We start from the raw sequence: 19408 nt of genomic DNA, 5'->3' as shown, positions 1-19408 counted from the left end.
AGTGTCATAAGATTATTTTGACTGAGTCAATCACAAGGTGATCAGTTCAGTCAGTTTCGAGGTGAAACACGTCTTACCCCACAATTATAAAAGGAGACCCTCGTGGCCCAATTTCCTATCAAACGCACCATAGAACGCATTCCGGGCGGCATGATGATCGTGCCCCTGCTGATCGGTTCGCTGGTCGCCACCTTCATGCCTGATACGCCGAAGTTTTTCGGTTCCTTCACCAACGCGCTGTTCACCGGAGCGTTGCCTATCCTCGCGGTGTTCTATGTGTGCATGGGCGCGAGCATCAACATCAAAGCCACGCCCTACTTGCTCAAGAAGGGCGGCACACTGCTGATTACCAAAGTCGGCATCGCGGTGCTCATCGGTATCGTGCTCGGCCATTTTCTCGGTGAGCAGCCGATATCGTCAGGCCTGTTCGCCGGCATCTCGACGCTGGCGGTGGTCGCCGCGATGAATGACACCAACGGCGGCTTGTACATGGCGCTGATGGGGCAGTACGGCCGCTCCGAAGATGTCGGTGCCTATTCCGTAATGTCGCTGGAGTCCGGCCCGTTTCTGACCATGGTCACCCTCGGCATAGCCGGCCTGTCGGCGTTCCCGTGGCCGACGCTGGTGGGCAGCATCCTGCCGCTGGCGCTGGGCATGTTGCTGGGCAATCTCGACCGTGACATGCGCGACTTCCTGGCCAAGGCCGTTCCGGTGATGATCCCGTTCTTCGCGTTGGCACTGGGCGCCAGTCTGGACCTGCACAACGTCTGGCAGGCCGGTTTGCTGGGTCTCGGCATGGGTGTTGCGGTCGTTGTGTTGACCGGCATTCCGCTGTTCTTCGCTGATCGTTTGACCGGTGGCACGGGCGTCGCCGGTGTCGCTGCGGCCACCACGGCGGGGAACGCCGCAGCCGTTCCTGCGCTGATTGCGGCGGCCAATCCGGTTTACGCCGAAGCCGCCAAGAGCGCGACCATATTGGTAGCGGCCTGCGTGGTAGTCACCGCGATCCTGGCGCCGATACTCACCGCAGCCGTCGCCAAACGCGTGCAACAACGCAACCCTGTCGTCATCCCTGAGCAGGAGATCGAACCTCAAAAGCAGGAGGCGTTGCGATGAGGATTCTGATCATCGCCGATGATCTGTCCGGCGCGGCGGATTGCGCCATTGGCTTTGCAAGCGTGGGGCTGCAAACGGTGGTCACGCTCGACCCCTTGAATGACAAGGCCGATGCACAGGTGATCGCCGCCGACACCGACACGCGTCGCCTCTCGCCGGCGCACGCCGCCGAGCGCAGCGTCGCTGCATTCAAGGCACTGCATCAGCCCGGGCAGCGGCTGTACAAGAAAATCGATTCGACCCTGCGCGGCAACTGGGCGGCGGAAGTTGCTGCCCTGCAACCCTTGGCCGGCCTGGCCATCGTTGCCCCGGCGTTCCCCGCGACGGGGCGCACGTTGCGCGGCGGTCGGGTGTTCGTCAACGGCCAGCCGCTGGAAACCACCGACACCTGGAAACTTGAAAACGCTGATCGTCCAGCGGATGTTGAAGCGATGCTCATCGCCGCCGGCCTGAGCACCGCGAAGTTGGACCTCGAGACCTTGCGCGGCAACGAAAATGCGCTCGCGCAGCACATCGCCGAAGTCGCCCGCAGCAGTACGCAAGCGCTGATCGTCGATGCACAAACCGAAGACGATCTGCTGACCCTCGCTCGCCTGACCGCGTCGATGGAGCAGCCGCTGTTCTGGATCGGCTCGGGTGGCCTGGCGCGGGAAATCGCCAGTCTCCCCGACTTTTCCGAGGTGCGATTCACGGCCATCGAACCCACCGCGCAGGAAAAAAGCCAGGCGCCGATTCTGATCCTCGTCGGCAGCCTTTCCGGTGTCTGCGAGCGCCAATGCGCGCTGCTCAAGGAGCGCGGCGGTGTCAGCGAATTGATCGTCCCGCCGGAGGTCCTTCGCCAAGGTATTGCCCATGAAGATTGGGCAACCTGGCAGGCACGCATCGGCGAGCAACTGGACGGCTGGAGTGACCTGCTGCTGCGCATCGGCCGCGATGTCGCGTTCGATCCGCAGGAGGGCGCGCAACTCTCGAGCATGCTGGCCGTATTGGTCGAACCGCACTTCGCCAAGGTCGGCGGTCTGATCGCCACGGGCGGCGAGACCGCGCGGGCGATATTGACCACCGTCGGCATCGACAGCCTGCAACTCATTAGCGAAATCGAAGCCGGCGTTGCCTTCGCCCGCCCGACTGTTTCCCGGCAGGGCCATCGTCCCGGCATTGTGACCAAGGCCGGCGCGTTCGGCACCGATCACGCGTTGTATGCGGCATGGCAACACCTGAGCGACAGCGCCGATCGCTCCCCGCCCCAACGCACACGAATCCAAGGACTCGAATGAACACTATGAGCAACTACCTCCCCGTCATTGGCATCACCATGGGCGACGCCTCGGGTGTCGGTCCGGAAATCATCGTCAAGAGCCTGACTCACGACATCGTCTATCAACAATGCAGACCGCTGGTGATTGGCGATGCACGCCGTCTCGAGCAGGCCAATGTGATCGTCGGCGGTAGCGCCAAAGTGCGCCGTATCAACGATGCGTCCGAAGCGCTTTACGAGACCGGCGTGATCGACTGCATCGACCTCGACCTGATCCCCGACGACCTGCCGTTCGGCGAACTGTCGCCCATCGCTGGCGACGCCGCATACCAATACATCGCCCGTGCCGTGCAACTCGCCGAGGCCGGCCAGATTGATGCCATTTGCACGGCGCCACTGAACAAGGAAGCGCTGCACGCCGGCGGCCACAAGTACCCCGGCCACACCGAAATGCTCGCGCACCTGACCAACGTCGACGAGGTGTCGATGATGCTGGTGGCGCCGCAGCTGCGGGTGATTCATGTCACGACCCACATCGGCATCATCGACGCGATCCGCAAGATCGAGCCGGGCCTGGTCCAGCGCACCATCGAACGCGGCAACGCGACGTTGATCAAGGCCGGCATTGCCCGTCCGCGCATCGGCGTGTGCGGGATCAACCCGCATGCCGGTGAAAACGGCCTGTTCGGTTATGGCGAAGAGGAAGAAAAAATCATCCCGGCGGTGAAGCTGTTGCAGGAACGCGGCCTTGACGTCACCGGCCCGCTGCCCGCCGACACCCTGTTCTTCCGTGCCGGACGCGGCGACTTCGATCTGGTGGTGGCGATGTATCACGACCAGGGCCATGGCCCGGTCAAAGTGCTCGGACTTGAAGCCGGGGTGAACGTCACCGTCGGCCTGGATGTGATCCGCACCTCGGTCGACCACGGCACCGCGTTCGACATCGCCGGCAAAGGCATCGCCGATGAGCGCAGCCTGCTCGAAGCGCTGCGCCAGGGCGCGGAGCTGGCCACGCGACGGGGATGAGCCGCACGGGCGCTGTCGTGTAAGATCGATCACCGTCCATCGTGCGAGATCCACCATGAAAGCCTCCGAACGCCACCGCGCCATCCTCGACCTCGTACGCATTGGCGATGCCAACGTCGAGCAATTGAGCGCGGCGCTCGGGGTTTCGGAAGCGACGGTGCGCCGTGATCTGACCATGCTCGCCAAACAGCGGCACCTGGTGCGCACCTATGGCGGCGCTACTTCCGTGGTCGGCGTGCATGAACCGGAAGCCTCACTCGAAGAACGCAAGACGTCTCAGTGGGAGCAAAAAGACGCGATCGCCCAGGCTGCGGCGGCGCATGTCCAGGACGGCGATACCGTCCTGCTCGACGGCGGCACCACCTGCGCCGCACTGGCCCATCATTTGTGCTCGCGGCAGGACGTGCATGTGGTCACCAACAATCTGCTGGCGGTGATGACCCTGGCCAATGCGCCGGGCGTGCGGTTGACCTTGATCGGCGGCGACCTGCGCGGTTCGAGCATGAGCACGCTGGGGCCGTTGGCAGAGCTGACATTGAGCCGGTTGAGTGTCGACAAGGCCTTCCTCGGTGCGGATGGCGTGGTAGCGGAGTTTGGTTTGTGCGAGGCGAGTGCGCAGCAGGCGTATCTAAAGGAGTGCATCATCAAACGGGCGGCACAAATCGTCGTTCTTGCCGACACCGACAAACTCGGCCGCGCGCGGCAGCAGCATTGGACGCCGATTGAGCGGGAGTGGCGGTTGATTACTGGTGCCACTGCTGATGAAGCGGCTCTCGCGCCGTTTCATGCGCTCAAGCAAATCACCGTGGAAACCGTGATCGTCGCTTGATTGCCCCCCACCTCTGTGCTCGAAACGATTTTGTGCAAAGTGCCAGATTTATGATCGTTTTTGAGCAAATAAACTCGTATTTATGCGTATTGGGTCAGTTCGACGGGGCCCAATTCAATCACGGAGCTCATTGATGGGCTCTGCATGTTCGTTTTTATGCATTAGCACCAAAAAATAATCATTTTTATGCAGCGAAAGCTGATTTTGATCGTTACTCTTCATTTTGTGGTGGTTGATTCGGCCGAAGTTTTAAAAGGAGTGTGACGTGAGCGAGTTTCCCGTAGACGCCATCGGTGCTGCCTGGCTGGCAACAACATTCGACGTGCGGCCGATGGCACGGCTACCCGTGTTAAGTCAGGTCGGTAGCCGACGGTCAACTCAGGTCGAAGACGGGTTTCGTCTTGAGACCTTTACGGAAAACATGCGCCCCGATCCGGACTTTTCATCCCATCTGCAATTTCACCTGCGGCATGAAGTCCCGAACCTGGAGTTCTTGACCAGGCTGTTTACCAAGGTGGGTGCTGCACCGGTACAAGGCTGGTTGAATGACGAACCCACTGGCCAATATGCCCGCAGGTCAGCGTTCTTGTATGAGTGGCTCACTGGCGAGCAGTTGCAAGCGCCAGAACCTATAGGTGGTAAGTATGTCGATGCCATCAACGCCGACCTGATGGTGGCAGCTTCACCCGAAGAGGCGGTGAAAGTGCCGCGTTGGCGAGTGAATGACAACCTGCCTGGCTCTAGCTACTTCTGCCCAATCGTCGTCAAGACAGCAGCTGTCAAGTCAGCAGCGGACCTTAATGTGCCTCACCTCTTTGGGCAACTGACGGCAGAGTTTGGCGAGGCGCTTCTGCTGCGCGCCGCCGCATGGATGACGCTCAGGGAAAGCAAAGCCAGCTTCGCCATTGAAGGGGAGGCGGATCGTTCTACGCGTATCCAGCGCTTCGCAGATGTGTTGGCGCGAAGAACCGGACAGGGCGAACTGCCGCTCACTGATGCTGCACTTGCTGAGATGCAAGAAGAAATCCTTGGCGCAGTGACCACACTGACACGCTTGGGGATTCGGCAATCTCCGGTGTTTGTTGGCGAAACTGTGCGCTATCAGGAAATTGTCCATTACGTCGCTCCCCCGGAGAGCGATCTGGAGCGGATGCTGGAAGGCATTCGCGTCTTTCTGAATCGTACTCAAGGGCAATCCCCGGTCATGCGCAGTGCTGTAGCCGCGTTCGCTTTCGTCTATATCCATCCGCTGGCCGACGGCAACGGTCGGGTCCATCGCTTTCTGATCAACGACATTCTGCGTCGTGATGGGGCCATTCCAGACCCGGTGATTCTTCCGATTTCAGCTGTTATCACCGACGATTCTGCTGAGCGGCGTCTTTATGACAGCGTGCTGGATCAGGTTTCAAAACCGCTCATGCAGGGCGTACGAGACCAGGTAGCATTCGCCAGTACTCGTACGCAGTACCCTGACGGCGTGGTCTCGAATATTGAATTCACAGGCCAGGATCAGGCCCGCCCGGTGTGGCGCTATCCCAACCTGGGGCCACACGTTGTTTTCATGTCTAACGTCATTCGCCGCACCATCACCGAACAGATGCGTGAAGAGTCGCGCTATTTACGCAGTCACATAAGGGCCAGGCAGGCAATCAAGGAAATCGTTGAGATGCCTGATCAACAAGCTGATCGGCTCTTGCGATCCATTGAGCAGAACGAAGGGACACTGAGCAACGTACTGGCCAAGGAAATGCCTGTGCTGACCAGGCCGGATATCTGGGCCGCCATTATCGAAGCTGTGGCTCAGTCTGTTCGGGGGGAGGAGCCGATAGACAGTGGTGTGAGCGATCGATACCACCCAAATCAGCCCGTGGGTAGATGACCGATTTACACAAAAAGCCCCGATTGATTCGGGGCTTTTTATGTGCGCACTTTCGGTACGCGTGATGGTGTTACTGGCTGCGATTGTTCATCGGTGCGTCCAACACCTTCACCACATCATCAATGATCGCCTTCGTCATATCCTGCAAGAAATGCGACGCCCAGGCATGCCGGTCGGTGTCACGAATTATCGCGGCGTCTGATGCGAGAAGTTTGGCGACGTGAAGCAGATCGGAGGCATGGGAGAGGGCCTCGATTACTGGGACACCGGCGCTGATGCGGAAGAGCGGTTCGTTGGCATGGAAGGAGAAGTGCGTGAGGCCGATGGTTTTCAGGTCTTGGGGATTGGTCATTGGGCACCCCCGATTTTTGGGCGATGGTGGGTGGTGACCGGTGTAGCAGAGGTGGAAGCTTTGGACGGAATAATAACGGGCATTAGCAAAAACTCCTGAATCAAAGTTAGAGCTACCACGTTCGTTCTCAGGCGAATGGGTGGCAGCTATGCGCGGGCTGAGAAACCGGAGATACAGGAACCCGGCAGACCCGAAGGTCTCCCACGCACAGCCGCCATTACACGGGAATGCAGACACAAAAAAACGCCGGCAATCGTGATTTGGGGCGCTTGTGCGCCTGTATCTTACTTGGGTTCTCAGGCCCGGTCGCTGAATTGGCAGCGACGGTTTGAAGGTAGCTTGAGGGGGGAGGATGCGCAATCGTGGCTAGGTGGTGGCCTGAGTGGAAAGTTTAGGAGCTTGATCTGACAAACGCGCATTGCTCCTATGTACGGCAAGGCCGTATAGTCGGGCTCATGTTCACGATTATCGAAACCGAAATTTTCAAGCGTTACGCAGAATCCATCTGGGACGATGGCGAACGTCATGAATTCATTACCTGGCTGGCGGCTAATCCGTTGGCCGGTGATGTGGTTCCTGGCAGCGGCGGTCTGCGCAAGATTCGTTGGTCCCGTAGCGGGATGGGCAAACGAGGTGGTACACGTGTCATTTACTACAACACGCTCTCAGAAGGCTCTATCTGGTTGCTGATCGCCTACACCAAGGCGAAATTCGACAATTTGCCCGCAGCCTTCCTTAAGCATCTGAAGGAGGAAATCAGCAATGGTCAATGAACTGGAGCAATTCCAGCAGGACTTGCTGGACTCTGTGCGTCAAATGAAAGCCGGCAAAGCGGCTCGCGTGACAGAGGTGCCGCTGTCAGCAGCTGCTGAAGCGCGTGCCAAAGTGGGCGTTTCTCAAAGTGCGTTCGCGAAGCTGATAGGGGTCAGTTTGCGGACGTTGCAGGATTGGGAGCAAGGGCGTCGGCAACCGACGGGAGCGGCGCAAACGCTGCTGCGTGTTGCGAGTCAGCATCCTGAGGCTTTGCGTGACCTGCAAGCAGTCTAGGACTAAGGAAAGGCCAGATTTGTTGCACGTAACTAATCTGGCCATTTAAAGATTACTGTTCCATTTTTTCAGCGTACATCTCGAGCTGGTCATTACACCACGTAACTAATGATGTTCCCGCCCCCACCTTTATCCCCACCCCCCAAACTCCTACATTGAACTCCAACACCTACCCATCATCCCGATGAGCAGGTCACTGGAGATCTTCCTCATGCCTTTCGTAAGCGTACGCATCACCCGCGATGGCGTTACCTCTGAGCAGAAAGCTCAGGTGATCGCTGAAATCACTGAAACACTGGAGCGCGTGCTCAAGAAAGACCCGCACCTGACCCACATTGTGATCGAAGAAGTCGACACCGATAACTGGGGCTACGCCGGCATCACCACCACCCAGTACCGCAAGCAACTGGCTGAGAAGGAGGGCAAGTCGTGACTGCGTCGGTCTCCATCGATTTCATCTCCGACGTGGTGTGCCCTTGGTGTGCATTGGGCGCGACGGCGTTAGAGCAGGCGATCGCGAACGTGGCCGGTGAGGTCTCGGTAGAGCTGACCTACAAGCCCTTCGAGTTGAACCCGAACATGCCGCCGGAAGGCGAGAAAGCCGTCGAGCACTTGATGCGCAAATACGGCCGCACTGCCGAAGATGTTGCCGCCGGTAAAGCCATGCAGATCGCTCGCGGCGAGGCCATCGGTTTCACCTTCGATCTGGAAAAGCGCAGCCACTTCTACAACACGTTTGATGCGCATCGGTTGCTGTTGTGGGCGTTGCAGGAAGGGCGGCAGGTTGCACTGAAAAAGATCCTGCTACGCGCTTACTTCACCGACGGCCAGAACCCGAGCAATCGCGATACGCTGGTCCGTTTGGCAGCAGAAGCAGGGCTGGATGCAGCAGCGGCTCAAGAAGTGTTGGCGTCCGACGCGTTCGCCAAAGAAGTGCGTGAACTTGAAGCGTTTTACCAGCAACACGGCATCAATTCGGTACCGGCCATGATCCTCAACGGTCGTCAGCTGGTGTCCGGTTCACAGTCGGTCGAGTACTACGAACAGATGTTGAGACAAATGGCGAAGGAACCCGCCGAAGCTTGATTCATTACTTTTCAAACCATCATTTATGAGTAGAGGTTCATCATGAGCAATTCGAAAAAAGTCATCGTTATCACCGGCGCTTCCCAAGGTCTCGGCGCAGGCATGGTCAAGGCATTCCGTGATCTGGATTACAAAGTTGTCGCCACTTCGCGTTCGATCAAGCCATCCACCGATCCAGACATCCTCACCGTGGCCGGCGACATCGGCAACCCGGAAGTCGCTCAACAAGTGATCCGCGAAGCCATCGCACGTTTCGGCCGCGTCGACACCCTGATCAACAACGCCGGGATCTTCGTCGCCAAACCGTTCACCCAGTACACCGCTGAAGACTACGCCAATGTGCTGTCGGTGAACCTGAACGGCTTCTTCTACATCACCCAACTCGCCATCACCGAGATGGAAAAACAAGGCAGCGGCCACGTCGTCAACATCACCACCAGCCTGGTCGACCACGCCATCGACGGCGTGCCATCGGTACTCGCTTCGCTGACCAAAGGTGGCCTGAACGCGGCGACCAAATCCCTGGCCATCGAATACGCCAAGCGCGGGATTCGGGTGAACGCGGTTTCCCCAGGCATCATCAAAACCCCGATGCACGGCGAAGAAACCCACGCAGCACTGGGCGCTCTGCACCCGGTCGGGCACATGGGCGAGATCAGCGACATTGCTCAGGCGGTTGTGTATCTGGACAGCGCCAACTTTGTTACGGGTGAAATCCTGCACGTGGATGGTGGGCAGAGCGCGGGTCACTAAGACCGGCTTCTCCAAACGGCAGAAACAACAAAACCCTCGCCTTGCCGCGAGGGTTTTTTTATTTTTCGCCCACATTTATCCGGCAGTTGGCTGGCGTTATTGCGGATGATGTCGTATTAGTGGCCATCAATAATTGTCCCTGCCACAGCGCCCAAAAGGAATTGAGATAATTTCATGAGCTTTTTTACCATTGACGGTTTCAACACTGAACATTTCGCACACGATGAACATATCCGGCAGCTATTGCAGGGGTGGAAAAAGTCGATTGACCGCTACCTGCGCAATGTTGATAAAGCGACTGGACAGTCCTTCGGTGATGCACCGTGGTGGTACAACGAGCGGACCAGCATCAGCGTTTTGGCGGGCGCGGCATGGATCAATCAGTGGTCGGCGCTTGAGGAATACAGCACGACCAAGCGCGGGGCCCCTGATGAAAATCTTGAGAAAAATCATCGCATCGGTCGTGCCGATCTGATGGTGCAAACACCCGAAGTTTCTTTTGCATTCGAAGCCAAGCAGGCATGGCAACGAATTGGCACGCGCACCGCAACGGGTCCTCGTAGCAAGAACATCTTCAAGAAAAAGAAATCTGCCTGGAAGAATGTTAGAGAGTTGAGTGTGCAGGAAGCGAACTACCGATTTTCAGCTACTTTCGCCGCGCCGTTCTTTCCCGATTCAGATTTCGAGAAATTGCTGGAAAACTCGGGCAAAAAACCGGTCACGGCCTACATCAAGGCTTGGTACGAAGAACTTCATGAGCAGTTGAGTAGCCGGACAGCTGGTCGGACCCATTACATGGCGGCCTACTTTCCGGATCCGGAGAGTGGTTTGGTTACCAGCACGTCCGGGTTTCATTATCCGGGGGCAGTTCTCATTCTTGAGCAATGCCAGAAGGGTAATTAGAGCGCCCGTGGATCAATAAGGCCTGCGTTTCCAAACCGCAGAAACAACAAAGTCCTCGCACCGATACGAGGGCTTGATGTGCTGCCTTGACGGCGGCCCCGTGGGCGGCGATGGCATCGAGGGTTTCCGCCGGGGTGCCGGTATCACACTTGAAAGCTATGACTTCAAGAATCGGGCCTTCAATGTAAAAGCACCGCAGGGCGTCGTGACGAGCCCATCACGGCTGCCTTTTTCAGGAATATGGGTGATCCTGGTTTGGTGCGTGGGTCTGGCTCTAGCAGCTTTGAGCGAACCGTTTCTGCAACAAGAGACATCAGAAAGTGAGGCGTAACGAAAAACACCACGGCACCAGATGAGGATATGACTTGCTGAATTGCCGTAACGATTTTCTCACCATAATCAATATTGATTTTGTCATACCAAACAGGTTGGCCCTTGTTTGTCAGATTTGGGATAGCGCCCTCAATAAATGGCTTGTCATCCGAGCGTCTGCCATCAAAGACTAATCGCCTCGGAAAGACCATTACTGCCTGCGCGCGTGTGGTTCGCAGCTTCGCCAACGCCCGCCCACGACTGGAAAAGCACGATGAACCAATTCGTCATTCTCTACGAGGAGCGCTTCACCAGACCCTGCATCTAGACTATGATTGCGCCGCCGCCTGAACGTAATCCTCTATTCTACGGGCCATTCCCCCGATCGCTACCCGGTTCTTTGTTTGGCAGCAAACGCCGCGTTGGGCCTCCCGCACTGGCACCAATTATCCCAAGCTTATTGTGAATATTAGAAAAGATGATCTTTATAAGAAATAATAAGTTTTTCTGCTGCTTATACTTGCTGGCAGTCGTTATAACCATCGGCATGGTGTACGCACTGGGCTTCCGGGCAGCGGTAGGCCAAATTGTGAACGCGCCCGAGCGCCTGAGAAACATCACGTTTCCCATCTGGGAGCAACACGCTTTTTCGCAGCACGGTTTCCTCGTCTTCTATTCGATGGAGCACTACGCAAACAAGATCGCGTATTCCAACCACTCCACGGCTTATCTGTTCTACATGTACTCCCTCTTTAAACTGGAAATGTATGTGCCGGCATTACCGATGAGAGTGACAGGGGCTTTCCTGAACATCATTTCGCTGGCAGGCGTTACGTTCTTTTTTCTGTCCCGTTTGGTGGAAAAGCGCCTGGCATTCGGTCAGGGACTGCTGATTCTGTTATCGGTCGTATTCATGGTGTCGATGCCGGGATTCTGGATTTCTTCGGCCAGATTCAACGTCGACAATCCGTTTCCATTGATATTTGCGTTCCAGGCGCTGGCTGCGTTCTTGATCTGGAAAAATCAGGAACGGTCCGGAGCGGTCATAACAGTGATCGTGTTTTTTGCCTTGTTTAATCCGGTCTCGGCGGGGTTGCTGGGCGCTGCCTTGCTGGTTTTGGCATGCCGCAGCGACGGTCTCGACAGACGGATGTGTCGTCTGGCATTGGTGGCTTTCGTTGCGGCCGCTGCCTTCTATCTGCCGTCCCCACTGATATCGAAGGCACTGGGTTTCAGCTCGTCCAACAGCGGCTGGCTGTTTCGCGCTGGTCTGGATGGCGACACCTCTTATTTCACCCACATCTTGAAGTCGATACTTGATCCGGCGGACCCGCGGCCAATTCCGCCCATTGCCGTGCCGATCCTGTTCCTGGTAGCCCAGTTGGCCTATTTCCGCATGGTCAAACGGCGTGAGCCTGCCGGCGTTGCGGCACCGGCGGGGACCTCGCCGGTGGCCGGCATCAGCATGTTCTACTACCTGCTTTTTTCGCAATACGTGATGACCTGCCTGCTGTGGCCGCAGGCCATTACCATTCATCCGTACCTGTATGACTACCTGCTGATGGCACCGGTTTTTGTCGCGATTGTTCTGAATTTTGCGTACAACCCTTCACCGGCTGCGTTGCGTTTCTGGGCACTGGCGCTGTTGTTCTGCATTTCCTTCCATCTCCAGCAGGTCGCGCAGGCAAAATGCCCAGGGTGTGTCTACCCGAACGCCTGGGAACCTAGCGGCAAGCACCCATGAAGACCGTCGTCAACGGCTGCCGGCGATGATGATTTCACGCTGCGCCAAGAAGCAACAGCGGGGCGATACTAGCGAGACCGCCGAATTAGCGGTACCCAAGGCGCTCAATGTGCTGTTTGGTTTCGTGATGTGGCTGGAGTGTTTGCTCATCAAGGTGTGAGCGAGCTTTCCGGTCGGTGTTTCCAGGCGGCTTTTCGTCCGGAAAAAGAGTGGATGCCCCCCACTTTGCATAACGATGTGATGTCTAGTTCGGCCCGACTAAAATTTGCGTGCGAAGGCTCAAATGATGGAAGACAAAACGATCCAGTTCAATCGCCCCTACATGACGGGGAAAGAACTTTATTACATCGCTGAAGCCAAGTTCGGCAATATCCTCGCCGGCGATGGCCCGTTCACCAAGCGGTGTCATGAGTGGTTGGCCGAACGTACCGGTTCGAGCAAGGTCTTGCTGACCCACTCGTGCACGGCAGCGCTGGAAATGTCCGCGTTGTTGTTGGACATCCAATCGGGCGACGAGGTCATCATGCCTTCGTTCACGTTCGTTTCCACGGCCAATGCCTTCGTTTTGCGCGGCGGCGTTCCTGTGTTCGTCGATATCCGTCCGGATACCCTGAACCTGGATGAGGCGCTGATTGAGGCGGCCATCACGCCGCGCACTAAGGCCATCGTGCCGGTTCATTATGCGGGCGTGAGTTGCGAGATGGATACGATCATGGAGATCGCCCAGCGTCACAACCTGAAGGTGGTCGAGGATGCGGCGCAGGGGGTCATGGCCGCTTACAAGGGCCGGCCTCTGGGCAGTATCGGGGACTTCGGCGCCTTTAGCTTCCATGAGACCAAGAACGTCATTTCGGGCGAGGGCGGCGCATTGCTCGTCAATGATCCTGCGTATGTGTTGCGCGCAGAAATCATCCGCGAAAAAGGCACTGACCGTAGCCGTTTCTTCCGCGGCGAGGTCGACAAATACACCTGGCAGGAAGTCGGGTCGTCATTCCTTCCGGGGGACGCGATTGCTGCGTTTCTCTGGGCGCAGTTGGAAGAGGCCGAAAACATCACGCAGGCGCGGCTTGCCATCTGGCAGCGGTATCACGAATTGCTGGCGCCGCTGGAAGCCAGCGGGGCACTGCGCCGCCCTATCGTGCCGGCCGACTGCCAGCACAACGCGCACATGTACTACGTGCTGCTGCCCGCAGACGTGCCGCGACAACCGGTGCTCGATGGCCTCAAGCGAGAGGGAATCAATTCGGTCTTCCATTACGTGCCCTTGCACTCCTCGCCGGCTGGCCAGCGTTACGGCCGTGTCCATGGCGCCATGGACAACACGGTGAGCCTCTCGGAGCGCTTGCTGCGACTGCCGCTTTGGGTAGGCATGTCGGTCGAGCAGCAGGAACGTGTGGTGGAAGTCTTGCGGGACCAACTGTAACGCTGATTCGACAAGCACTCTTGCCGGAGTTCGGCACGATCCCGAGTCCGGGTTTTATCGCAGCAGCTTTCGGCTCGGCGCGTTCTTTGTAGCCCAAGAAGGCCAGGCACTCCGCCAGTGTGCGAGCTTGTCGCGCGGGAAGCCGCCTCGGGCGTGTTGGTGCATCGTGTGACTGAAGGACAGACCGGCAATCCGACCGACTTCCTGGTGGATTTGTGCCACGAGTTTGAACAGCAGGGAGGGGGGCAGATCTATGTTCGGCGTGGTGTTTCCTCCGCGAGGAGGAAAGGGTGGCAGGAGGTTGGCTGGTGGGTCTGAAGCGAGTTTCGGTCATTGCGCTACATGGGGAGTCCTTTCGGCGTAAAACAAACGCGGGAGCCCACCCAGCAGCGCGGCGAGGTGCCAGTGAAAAAGGCTGCCCCCCCCCAATCAACTGAGAGGCTGTTACCAAACCGGGTATGAAACCCCAGAAACAACAAAGCCCTCGTATTTCTACGAGGGCTTCGTTTTGTATGGTGCCGGCACCAGGAGTCGAACCCGGGACCTACTGATTACAAGTCAGTTGCTCTACCAACTGAGCTATACCGGCGTGTTAGGGCGACGATTATAGCGATTGCGTTGGTTCTGTAAACCCCTGAATTCAGACTATTTTTATACAGCCGTCAGACCAACCCCGCAGACGCTTCTGCGGAGCTGGTCAGCGCAGCATTACACGCCGTTTTTAACCGCGTTGATCAAGTCTTGACTCAGCACCTGCGCCGGCGCCACTTGCACGCTTTGCGTATAGAACGGCGGCAGGTTCTGGGCCAGTGTCGACAACGCTTGGGCGGTGGTATTGCCCGGCAGCAGCACGTATTGCAGGTTGGACGGAAAGCTTTGCGGCACGGGGCCTTCCATGGTCGAACCGTAGGCGCCGAAGGTCATCACGGCTTGCGGCGTTGCTGGGTCGGGGGCATAGAGGAAGACGAATGTGCCGTATTTCGGGTGCGTCAGGTATTGCCCGGCTTCAGCGCGAACGGCCGGGTCGGGGTCGTTCATCAGGGTCCAACGCATGACGGCGTAGTTGCGGGTTGTTTCCATGAACGCTGTACGAATCGGCGACAGGTTCTCCGCGCCGCCCAGGCACACCAGCAAATTGCCGAACGGATCGATCAGCGCTACCGAGTTGAATACCGGAGTTTTTGGGTTGGGTTGTGCTGTTTTCAGCAGCGGCGGGGCAAGTTCTGCACCGGGGTCGCGTGGGTTCGCCGATTGCACGGTCAGCGCGAACGGGCTGAGCGCCGTCAGCGCTTGGCGCACTTTGCTGTTGGCCGGCAGGTTTGCCGGGTTTTGCAGTTGATCTGGGGGCAGGCCACTGTTGTTGCTGGCATCGCGCACGGTGTTGACGCTGGCGGAGAAGATCGAGCTGCACAGGAAGTACGCCGCCGAGTCGATCGTCTGGTTGGCAAACACCGGGCTGTTCGAACCCTGATAGGCGCGGCTGACCGGCGCTGCAATCGCGTAATAGCCCCAAGTGTCCTGCGCCTGCTGGCGAATTTGCGGCGGCAGCGATGGAAAGGTGAACTGGCTGTTGTAGTTGATGCCTGCGTAATCATCGATCGCACTGACGGCGACGTTGAATCCTGCGGTCAGCAGCGAACCGGCGCACATGGCGCACGGGTCAAGCGTGGTGACGACGGTCAGTTGATTAGGTGGTGGCAAGTTTAGTGGGGCGACGTTTTCGTAGTACCAGTCGACCAACTGTCGTTCGCCGTGGGCGGTCGGGTCATGGGGTAGAAAGTAAGTCATGCCACTGCCTGGGAAAGGCATCAGTACGTTGTTGTGCAGCGCGGCGATGACTTCGCCTGTTGCGTTGTTAATGATGGCGCCGCCCACCGCGAAGGTTTGCTGCAGCGCAGCGTAAATGGCTTCGTTGGCGACGGTATCGACGGCTTCCTGCGCACTGTTCAATGTGCTCATTTTTCCCAGCTCCTTGCTGTCCCTGACATCAGAGAATTCTGACGCATGGCAAAGATAGTTGAGGATTAGCGGGTCGTTTATGTTCTTTTGGCTTAATGCTTATGCACAACGACGAGACCGACGCACGCGATTAAGATCGAAAATGTGGATCCATTCTCATTTTCTCGCAAACGCCTGTTTTTCCGGTTTTTTATTCGGGTGTACAAAAATTGAACAGTGTAGTTTCAGCCCTGAAACAGGCGTGAATATTGGATCCACGATATTTCATCAACAGAGTTATCCACAGGCTGTGGCTGTTTAGGCGCGCTCCGCCAGCAGCAGGAGATTGCGCGGCGTGAGTGGGGTTTCACAGAAGGTGCCGAGTCGAACGGTATAACCCTGCTCGGCGAGGAAAAGTGCTCGATCAAGGTTTAACCAAAGCTCCAGCGGGCGTCGGAAAAGCCCACGCAGCAGTTCCAGATTGCGTACTTCTGCCAGTCGCTGCCAACCGGCGGCTTCGAGCGCTGACCAGTCTTGCGGGCCGACTGTGGATAACTCTTTAAGCGCGGCCAAATGATGGCAGTAGTCGGCAAAAGAGCTGTCCAGCCAGGCGCTGGGCAGGGAAGGCGTGGGCAGGTATTCGTCAACGCCGCGCAGTTGCCGTTGCAGCAGGTCGAAGGCCAGGCGCCGGGCCATGGACGTGTCGCGCTGACGCCGGACACGGGCACCGGCGGTGACGGTTTCGCTCATCGGCAGTGAGAGATCATCGAGTGACAGCTGTAGGTCGGAGCGCAAAGCGACAGAGGAAACTGGCTGGTACGCAGCAAGACTGATCCTGTTATAGCAACACGGCGCAACAGCCATTTGTTTGCACCCGGCGGCGCTGGCGAGCTGGATCAGGCGCACATGCAGATCGCCACAGGCATGCAGTGCGATCGGCGTGTGATCGGCGTTCAGCAAAGAGGCGGCGCCAAGTGCCAGCACATCCTGCTCGACATGCAACGCATGCAACTGATGACGCTGGCTGAGTGCCTGGCCGCTAAGGACGAGCGCCGGATCGTATTCAAGGCAAGTGAGCTGCTGACCGGTTTGCAGCAACCGTCGACCCAAGTGACCTTTGCCCGAACACCAATCCAGCCAATGCGTCGACGGCGCAGCAAACGTCAAGCGGCTGGCAAACGCCTCGATCTGCTGCCACTTGCGCCCCGGCACATCGACATTCAAGCGATGCCCGGCTGTCTCCAGCGCATGAGCGGGTAACTCGCCCACCGAACCCAGTTCAAGGGATTGCGCCGCCAACGAAGCAAACGGCTCCGGCGCATCCAGCAGACAAGGTTGGTTATGACTGTTTTCCGCGTCTTCCAGCGACCGTCCACGTAGCCATCCAGCCAACTCCGGGTAGGACGCTTCCCAAGAAAGTTGCAGATGAGTAAACGGTCGAGGCTTCCACAGCGCCTGATGCTCGATCAGAAAAGCATCCAGCGCCGTGAAACGGGCGAGCAAGGCGTCGCCCGTCAACACGCAGGAATCAACGCCCTTGGCAGGCATCGACGCGCAACCAGCGCTCCAGCAGCTTGAAGCCGCGAACCAGCACGTAAGCCATCAGCAGATAGAACATGCCAGCGGCGAAGAAGATCTCCACCGGGAGGTAGGTTCGGGCAATGATGGTGCGGGCCATGCCGGTCAGTTCCAACAGGGTCACGGTACTGGCCAGCGCGCTGGCCTTGAGCATCAGGATCACTTCGTTGCTATACGCCGGCAGGCCGATGCGCGCGGCACGGGGCAGGATGATGTAGAACAACGCCTTGGCGCGGGACATACCCAGGGCGCGCGCCGCTTCAATCTCGCCCGGTGGAATCGCCTGAATCGCACCGCGCAGGATCTCGGCGATGTAGGCCGCGGTGTGCAAGGTCATGGTGGCGGTGGCGCACCAGAACGGATCGCGCAGGTATGGCCACATCGAGCTGTTACGGATTGCGTCGAACTGCGCGAGGCCGTAGTAGACCAGGAACAACTGAACCAGCAACGGCGTGCCCCGGAAAAAGAAGATGTAGCCGTAGGGGAATGCGCGCACCCACCACAGGCGCGACGAGCGCGCGATGCCCAGCGGAATCGCCAGCAACAGGCCGGCGATCACGGCGATGGCCACGAGCTCTAGGGTCAGTGTTGCGCCCTGAGCCAGTTTTGGCAGCCACTTGATGATGACTTCCCAGTTCATTGGGTGCTCCTCGCGAAGCCGCGAGCGGCGCGTTTTTCCATGAAGTGCATGCCGGTCATGGCGAGAATCGTCAGGCCCAGGTACATGAATGCCGCCACCATATAGAAGGTGAACGGTTGCTTGGACACGGTTACGCCGTTTTGCGCGTGACGCATGATTTCTTCCAGACCGATGACTGACACCAGTGCGGTGTCTTTCATCAGGATCATGAACAGGTTGCCCAGACCGGGCAGTGCGATGCGCCACATCTGCGGCATGATCAGCTTGGTGAAAATTCGGAATTTCGACAGGCCCAGAGCCACGCCGGCTTCACGGTGACCCTTGGGGATCGCCAGAATTGCACCACGGAACACTTCCGTGGCGTAGGCGCCGAAGCACAGGCCCAGTGCAATGACACCGGCGGCGAAGGCATTGAGTTCGAGATCGGGATTGCCGAAAAACTCGCCCAAGGCACGCATCAGGTTGACCGTGCCGAAGTAGATCAACAGCACCCAGAGCAATTCCGGGATGCCACGCACCAGGGTCGAATAAGTGCCGCCAAGCCATTGCAGCGGCTTGTACGGGGAAGTCTTGGCCAAGGCGCCGAGCAGACCGAGTACCAGCCCCAGGCACAGGGCCGAGAGTGCCAGTTTCACAGTCATCAGCGCGCCAGCGGCGAGCGCCGGGCCGAATCCGTAGAGATCGATAGTCATGGATTTCTTTTCAAATCGCGGCAGGCAATGCCGGGGACTGGCGCCGTCAGAGAACGGCGCCGGTCCGGCAGGTCAGAATCAATAGATGCTGAACGGGAAGTACTTGTCGTTGATCTTTTTGTAGGTGCCGTCAGCGACGATTTCTTTCAGCGCGACGTTCAGCTTCTCGCGGATCGGGTCGTTCTTGCGAACGGCGATACCGATCTTGTCGCTTTCTTCCACCGGGTCACCTTTGAATTCGTAAGGGCGACCGGCGTCGCTTTTCAGCCACTCGTAGTTGACGTATTTGTCCGCCAGGATGCCGTCCAGACGACCGGAAGTCAGGTCGAGGTAAGCGTTTTCCTGGGTGTCATAGAGCTTGGTTTCAACGTCTGGCATGTTGTCTTCGAGCCAAGTGCCGGCCAGTGTCGCGCGTTGGGCGCCGATCACTTTGCCCTTCAGCGCGTCTTTGTCGGTTTTGAAATCGACGTCTTTCTTGGCGATGAATTGCAGCTTGTTCGAGTAGTACGGGTCGGTGAAGTCGACCGCTTGCTTGCGCTCGTCGGTGATCGACATCGAGGAGATCAGGAAGTCGAACTTCTTGGCGTTGAGGGCCGGGATGATGCCGTCCCAATCGGACGTGACCACGGTGCAGTCGACTTTCATCTTGGCGCACAGGGCGTCGCCGATTTCCTTGTCGAAGCCGACGACATTGCCACTGGCATCTTTGTTGTTGAACGGCGGGTAGGCCGCTTCGATGCCCATCTTCAAGGTTTCGGCCATGGCACCGGCGCTGAATGCCAGGGTGACGGCGGCTGCCAGGAAGACCTTTTTGTAGTTCTGCATGCGGGTA

Annotated in this window: 21 protein-coding genes and 1 tRNA gene; 14 read left to right on the top strand and 8 right to left on the bottom strand. The window is 58.0% G+C overall.

All coding sequences use genetic code 11. The features are described from left to right. Window positions 1-102: 102 nt before the first annotated feature. From ACI77H_RS19110 to ACI77H_RS19090, 5 genes are all read left to right on the top strand, one after another. Window positions 103-1116, top strand: coding sequence for a 2-keto-3-deoxygluconate permease (locus tag ACI77H_RS19110; protein WP_150631839.1), 1014 nt, complete (start codon window positions 103-105; stop codon window positions 1114-1116). Continuing rightward, window positions 1113-2393, top strand: coding sequence for a four-carbon acid sugar kinase family protein (locus ACI77H_RS19105; RefSeq protein ID WP_407013272.1), 1281 nt, complete (start codon window positions 1113-1115; stop codon window positions 2391-2393). The genes ACI77H_RS19110 and ACI77H_RS19105 overlap by 4 nt, the downstream gene beginning before the upstream one ends. A 5-nt stretch (window positions 2394-2398) precedes the next feature. Beyond that, window positions 2399-3400: a 4-hydroxythreonine-4-phosphate dehydrogenase PdxA gene (gene pdxA, locus ACI77H_RS19100; protein ID WP_407013422.1), complete on the top strand. Its 1002-nt coding sequence runs from the start codon at window positions 2399-2401 to the stop codon at window positions 3398-3400. Window positions 3401-3455: 55 nt separating this feature from the next. Next, on the top strand, window positions 3456-4229 hold the full coding sequence (locus ACI77H_RS19095) for a DeoR/GlpR family DNA-binding transcription regulator (protein WP_407013271.1): 774 nt from the start codon (window positions 3456-3458) through the stop codon (window positions 4227-4229). Window positions 4230-4494: 265 nt separating this feature from the next. Continuing rightward, window positions 4495-6108 (top strand): Fic family protein, encoded by a 1614-nt coding sequence (locus tag ACI77H_RS19090; protein WP_407013270.1) that lies wholly within the window; start codon window positions 4495-4497, stop codon window positions 6106-6108. A 70-nt stretch (window positions 6109-6178) separates the two neighbouring features. Here ACI77H_RS19090 and ACI77H_RS19085 read toward each other — a convergent pair whose 3' ends face one another. Continuing rightward, window positions 6179-6460, bottom strand: a complete 282-nt coding sequence (locus ACI77H_RS19085; protein ID WP_407013269.1) for a DUF3077 domain-containing protein — start codon at window positions 6458-6460, stop codon at window positions 6179-6181. A 455-nt stretch (window positions 6461-6915) separates the two neighbouring features. On the opposite strand from ACI77H_RS19085, the gene ACI77H_RS19080 reads away from it, so the two are divergent. From ACI77H_RS19080 to ACI77H_RS19055, 6 genes are all read left to right on the top strand, one after another. Further along, window positions 6916-7233 (top strand): transcriptional regulator, encoded by a 318-nt coding sequence (locus ACI77H_RS19080; protein WP_407013268.1) that lies wholly within the window; start codon window positions 6916-6918, stop codon window positions 7231-7233. Then, complete coding sequence (locus ACI77H_RS19075; protein WP_218536832.1) at window positions 7223-7507, top strand: DNA-binding transcriptional regulator; 285 nt, start codon at window positions 7223-7225, stop codon at window positions 7505-7507. The genes ACI77H_RS19080 and ACI77H_RS19075 overlap by 11 nt, the downstream gene beginning before the upstream one ends. A gap of 211 nt (window positions 7508-7718) precedes the next feature. Further along, complete coding sequence (locus tag ACI77H_RS19070; RefSeq protein WP_008025002.1) at window positions 7719-7940, top strand: 4-oxalocrotonate tautomerase family protein; 222 nt, start codon at window positions 7719-7721, stop codon at window positions 7938-7940. After that, a complete protein-coding gene (locus ACI77H_RS19065) occupies window positions 7937-8593 on the top strand; it encodes a DsbA family oxidoreductase (RefSeq protein ID WP_407013267.1) in 657 nt (218 codons plus the stop codon). Before ACI77H_RS19070 ends, ACI77H_RS19065 begins: the two co-directional genes overlap by 4 nt. A 42-nt stretch (window positions 8594-8635) precedes the next feature. Beyond that, window positions 8636-9346: an SDR family NAD(P)-dependent oxidoreductase gene (locus tag ACI77H_RS19060; protein WP_407013266.1), complete on the top strand. Its 711-nt coding sequence runs from the start codon at window positions 8636-8638 to the stop codon at window positions 9344-9346. 174 nt (window positions 9347-9520) lie between these two features. Beyond that, window positions 9521-10249, top strand: a complete 729-nt coding sequence (locus tag ACI77H_RS19055) for a hypothetical protein (RefSeq protein ID WP_407013265.1) — start codon at window positions 9521-9523, stop codon at window positions 10247-10249. A gap of 179 nt (window positions 10250-10428) precedes the next feature. Here the strand turns inward: ACI77H_RS19055 and ACI77H_RS19050 are convergent, their stop codons facing one another. Continuing rightward, a complete protein-coding gene (locus ACI77H_RS19050) occupies window positions 10429-10773 on the bottom strand; it encodes a toll/interleukin-1 receptor domain-containing protein (RefSeq protein WP_407013421.1) in 345 nt (114 codons plus the stop codon). 308 nt (window positions 10774-11081) lie between these two features. On the opposite strand from ACI77H_RS19050, the gene ACI77H_RS19045 reads away from it, so the two are divergent. The 3 genes from ACI77H_RS19045 to rffA all read left to right on the top strand — a co-directional run bounded on the left by ACI77H_RS19045 (window position 11082) and on the right by rffA (window position 13728). Next, window positions 11082-12305, top strand: coding sequence for a hypothetical protein (locus ACI77H_RS19045; RefSeq protein WP_407013264.1), 1224 nt, complete (start codon window positions 11082-11084; stop codon window positions 12303-12305). A 25-nt stretch (window positions 12306-12330) separates the two neighbouring features. Beyond that, the gene (locus tag ACI77H_RS19040) at window positions 12331-12465 is read left to right on the top strand and encodes a hypothetical protein (protein ID WP_407013263.1); all 135 of its coding nucleotides are present in this window, start codon (window positions 12331-12333) and stop codon (window positions 12463-12465) included. Window positions 12466-12591: 126 nt separating this feature from the next. Continuing rightward, window positions 12592-13728 carry a dTDP-4-amino-4,6-dideoxygalactose transaminase gene (gene rffA / locus ACI77H_RS19035; RefSeq protein WP_407013420.1) on the top strand — a complete coding sequence of 379 codons (1137 nt, stop codon included), beginning with the start codon at window positions 12592-12594 and terminating at the stop codon, window positions 13726-13728. A gap of 513 nt (window positions 13729-14241) precedes the next feature. Here rffA and ACI77H_RS19030 read toward each other — a convergent pair. The 6 genes from ACI77H_RS19030 to ACI77H_RS19005 all read right to left on the bottom strand — a co-directional run bounded on the left by ACI77H_RS19030 (window position 14242) and on the right by ACI77H_RS19005 (window position 19401). Then, window positions 14242-14317: transfer RNA gene (locus ACI77H_RS19030), tRNA-Thr, on the bottom strand. 119 nt (window positions 14318-14436) lie between these two features. Continuing rightward, on the bottom strand, window positions 14437-15687 hold the full coding sequence (locus ACI77H_RS19025; protein WP_407013262.1) for a nucleoside deaminase: 1251 nt from the start codon (window positions 15685-15687) through the stop codon (window positions 14437-14439). Window positions 15688-15984: 297 nt separating this feature from the next. Next, on the bottom strand, window positions 15985-17214 hold the full coding sequence (locus ACI77H_RS19020) for a methyltransferase (RefSeq protein ID WP_407013261.1): 1230 nt from the start codon (window positions 17212-17214) through the stop codon (window positions 15985-15987). Further along, window positions 17195-17884, bottom strand: a complete 690-nt coding sequence (locus ACI77H_RS19015) for an ABC transporter permease (protein ID WP_008041034.1) — start codon at window positions 17882-17884, stop codon at window positions 17195-17197. The genes ACI77H_RS19020 and ACI77H_RS19015 overlap by 20 nt, the downstream gene beginning before the upstream one ends. After that, a complete protein-coding gene (locus ACI77H_RS19010; RefSeq protein ID WP_407013260.1) occupies window positions 17881-18576 on the bottom strand; it encodes an ABC transporter permease in 696 nt (231 codons plus the stop codon). The genes ACI77H_RS19015 and ACI77H_RS19010 overlap by 4 nt, the downstream gene beginning before the upstream one ends. 78 nt (window positions 18577-18654) lie before the next feature. Further along, window positions 18655-19401 (bottom strand): ABC transporter substrate-binding protein, encoded by a 747-nt coding sequence (locus ACI77H_RS19005; protein ID WP_150631828.1) that lies wholly within the window; start codon window positions 19399-19401, stop codon window positions 18655-18657. Between the last annotated feature and the right edge of the window lie 7 nt (window positions 19402-19408).

The organism is Pseudomonas sp. O230 (assembly GCF_045447035.1).
In the GTDB taxonomy this organism is placed as follows: Bacteria; Pseudomonadota; Gammaproteobacteria; order Pseudomonadales; family Pseudomonadaceae; genus Aquipseudomonas.
This window is presented reverse-complemented; position numbering and strand designations above follow the sequence as displayed.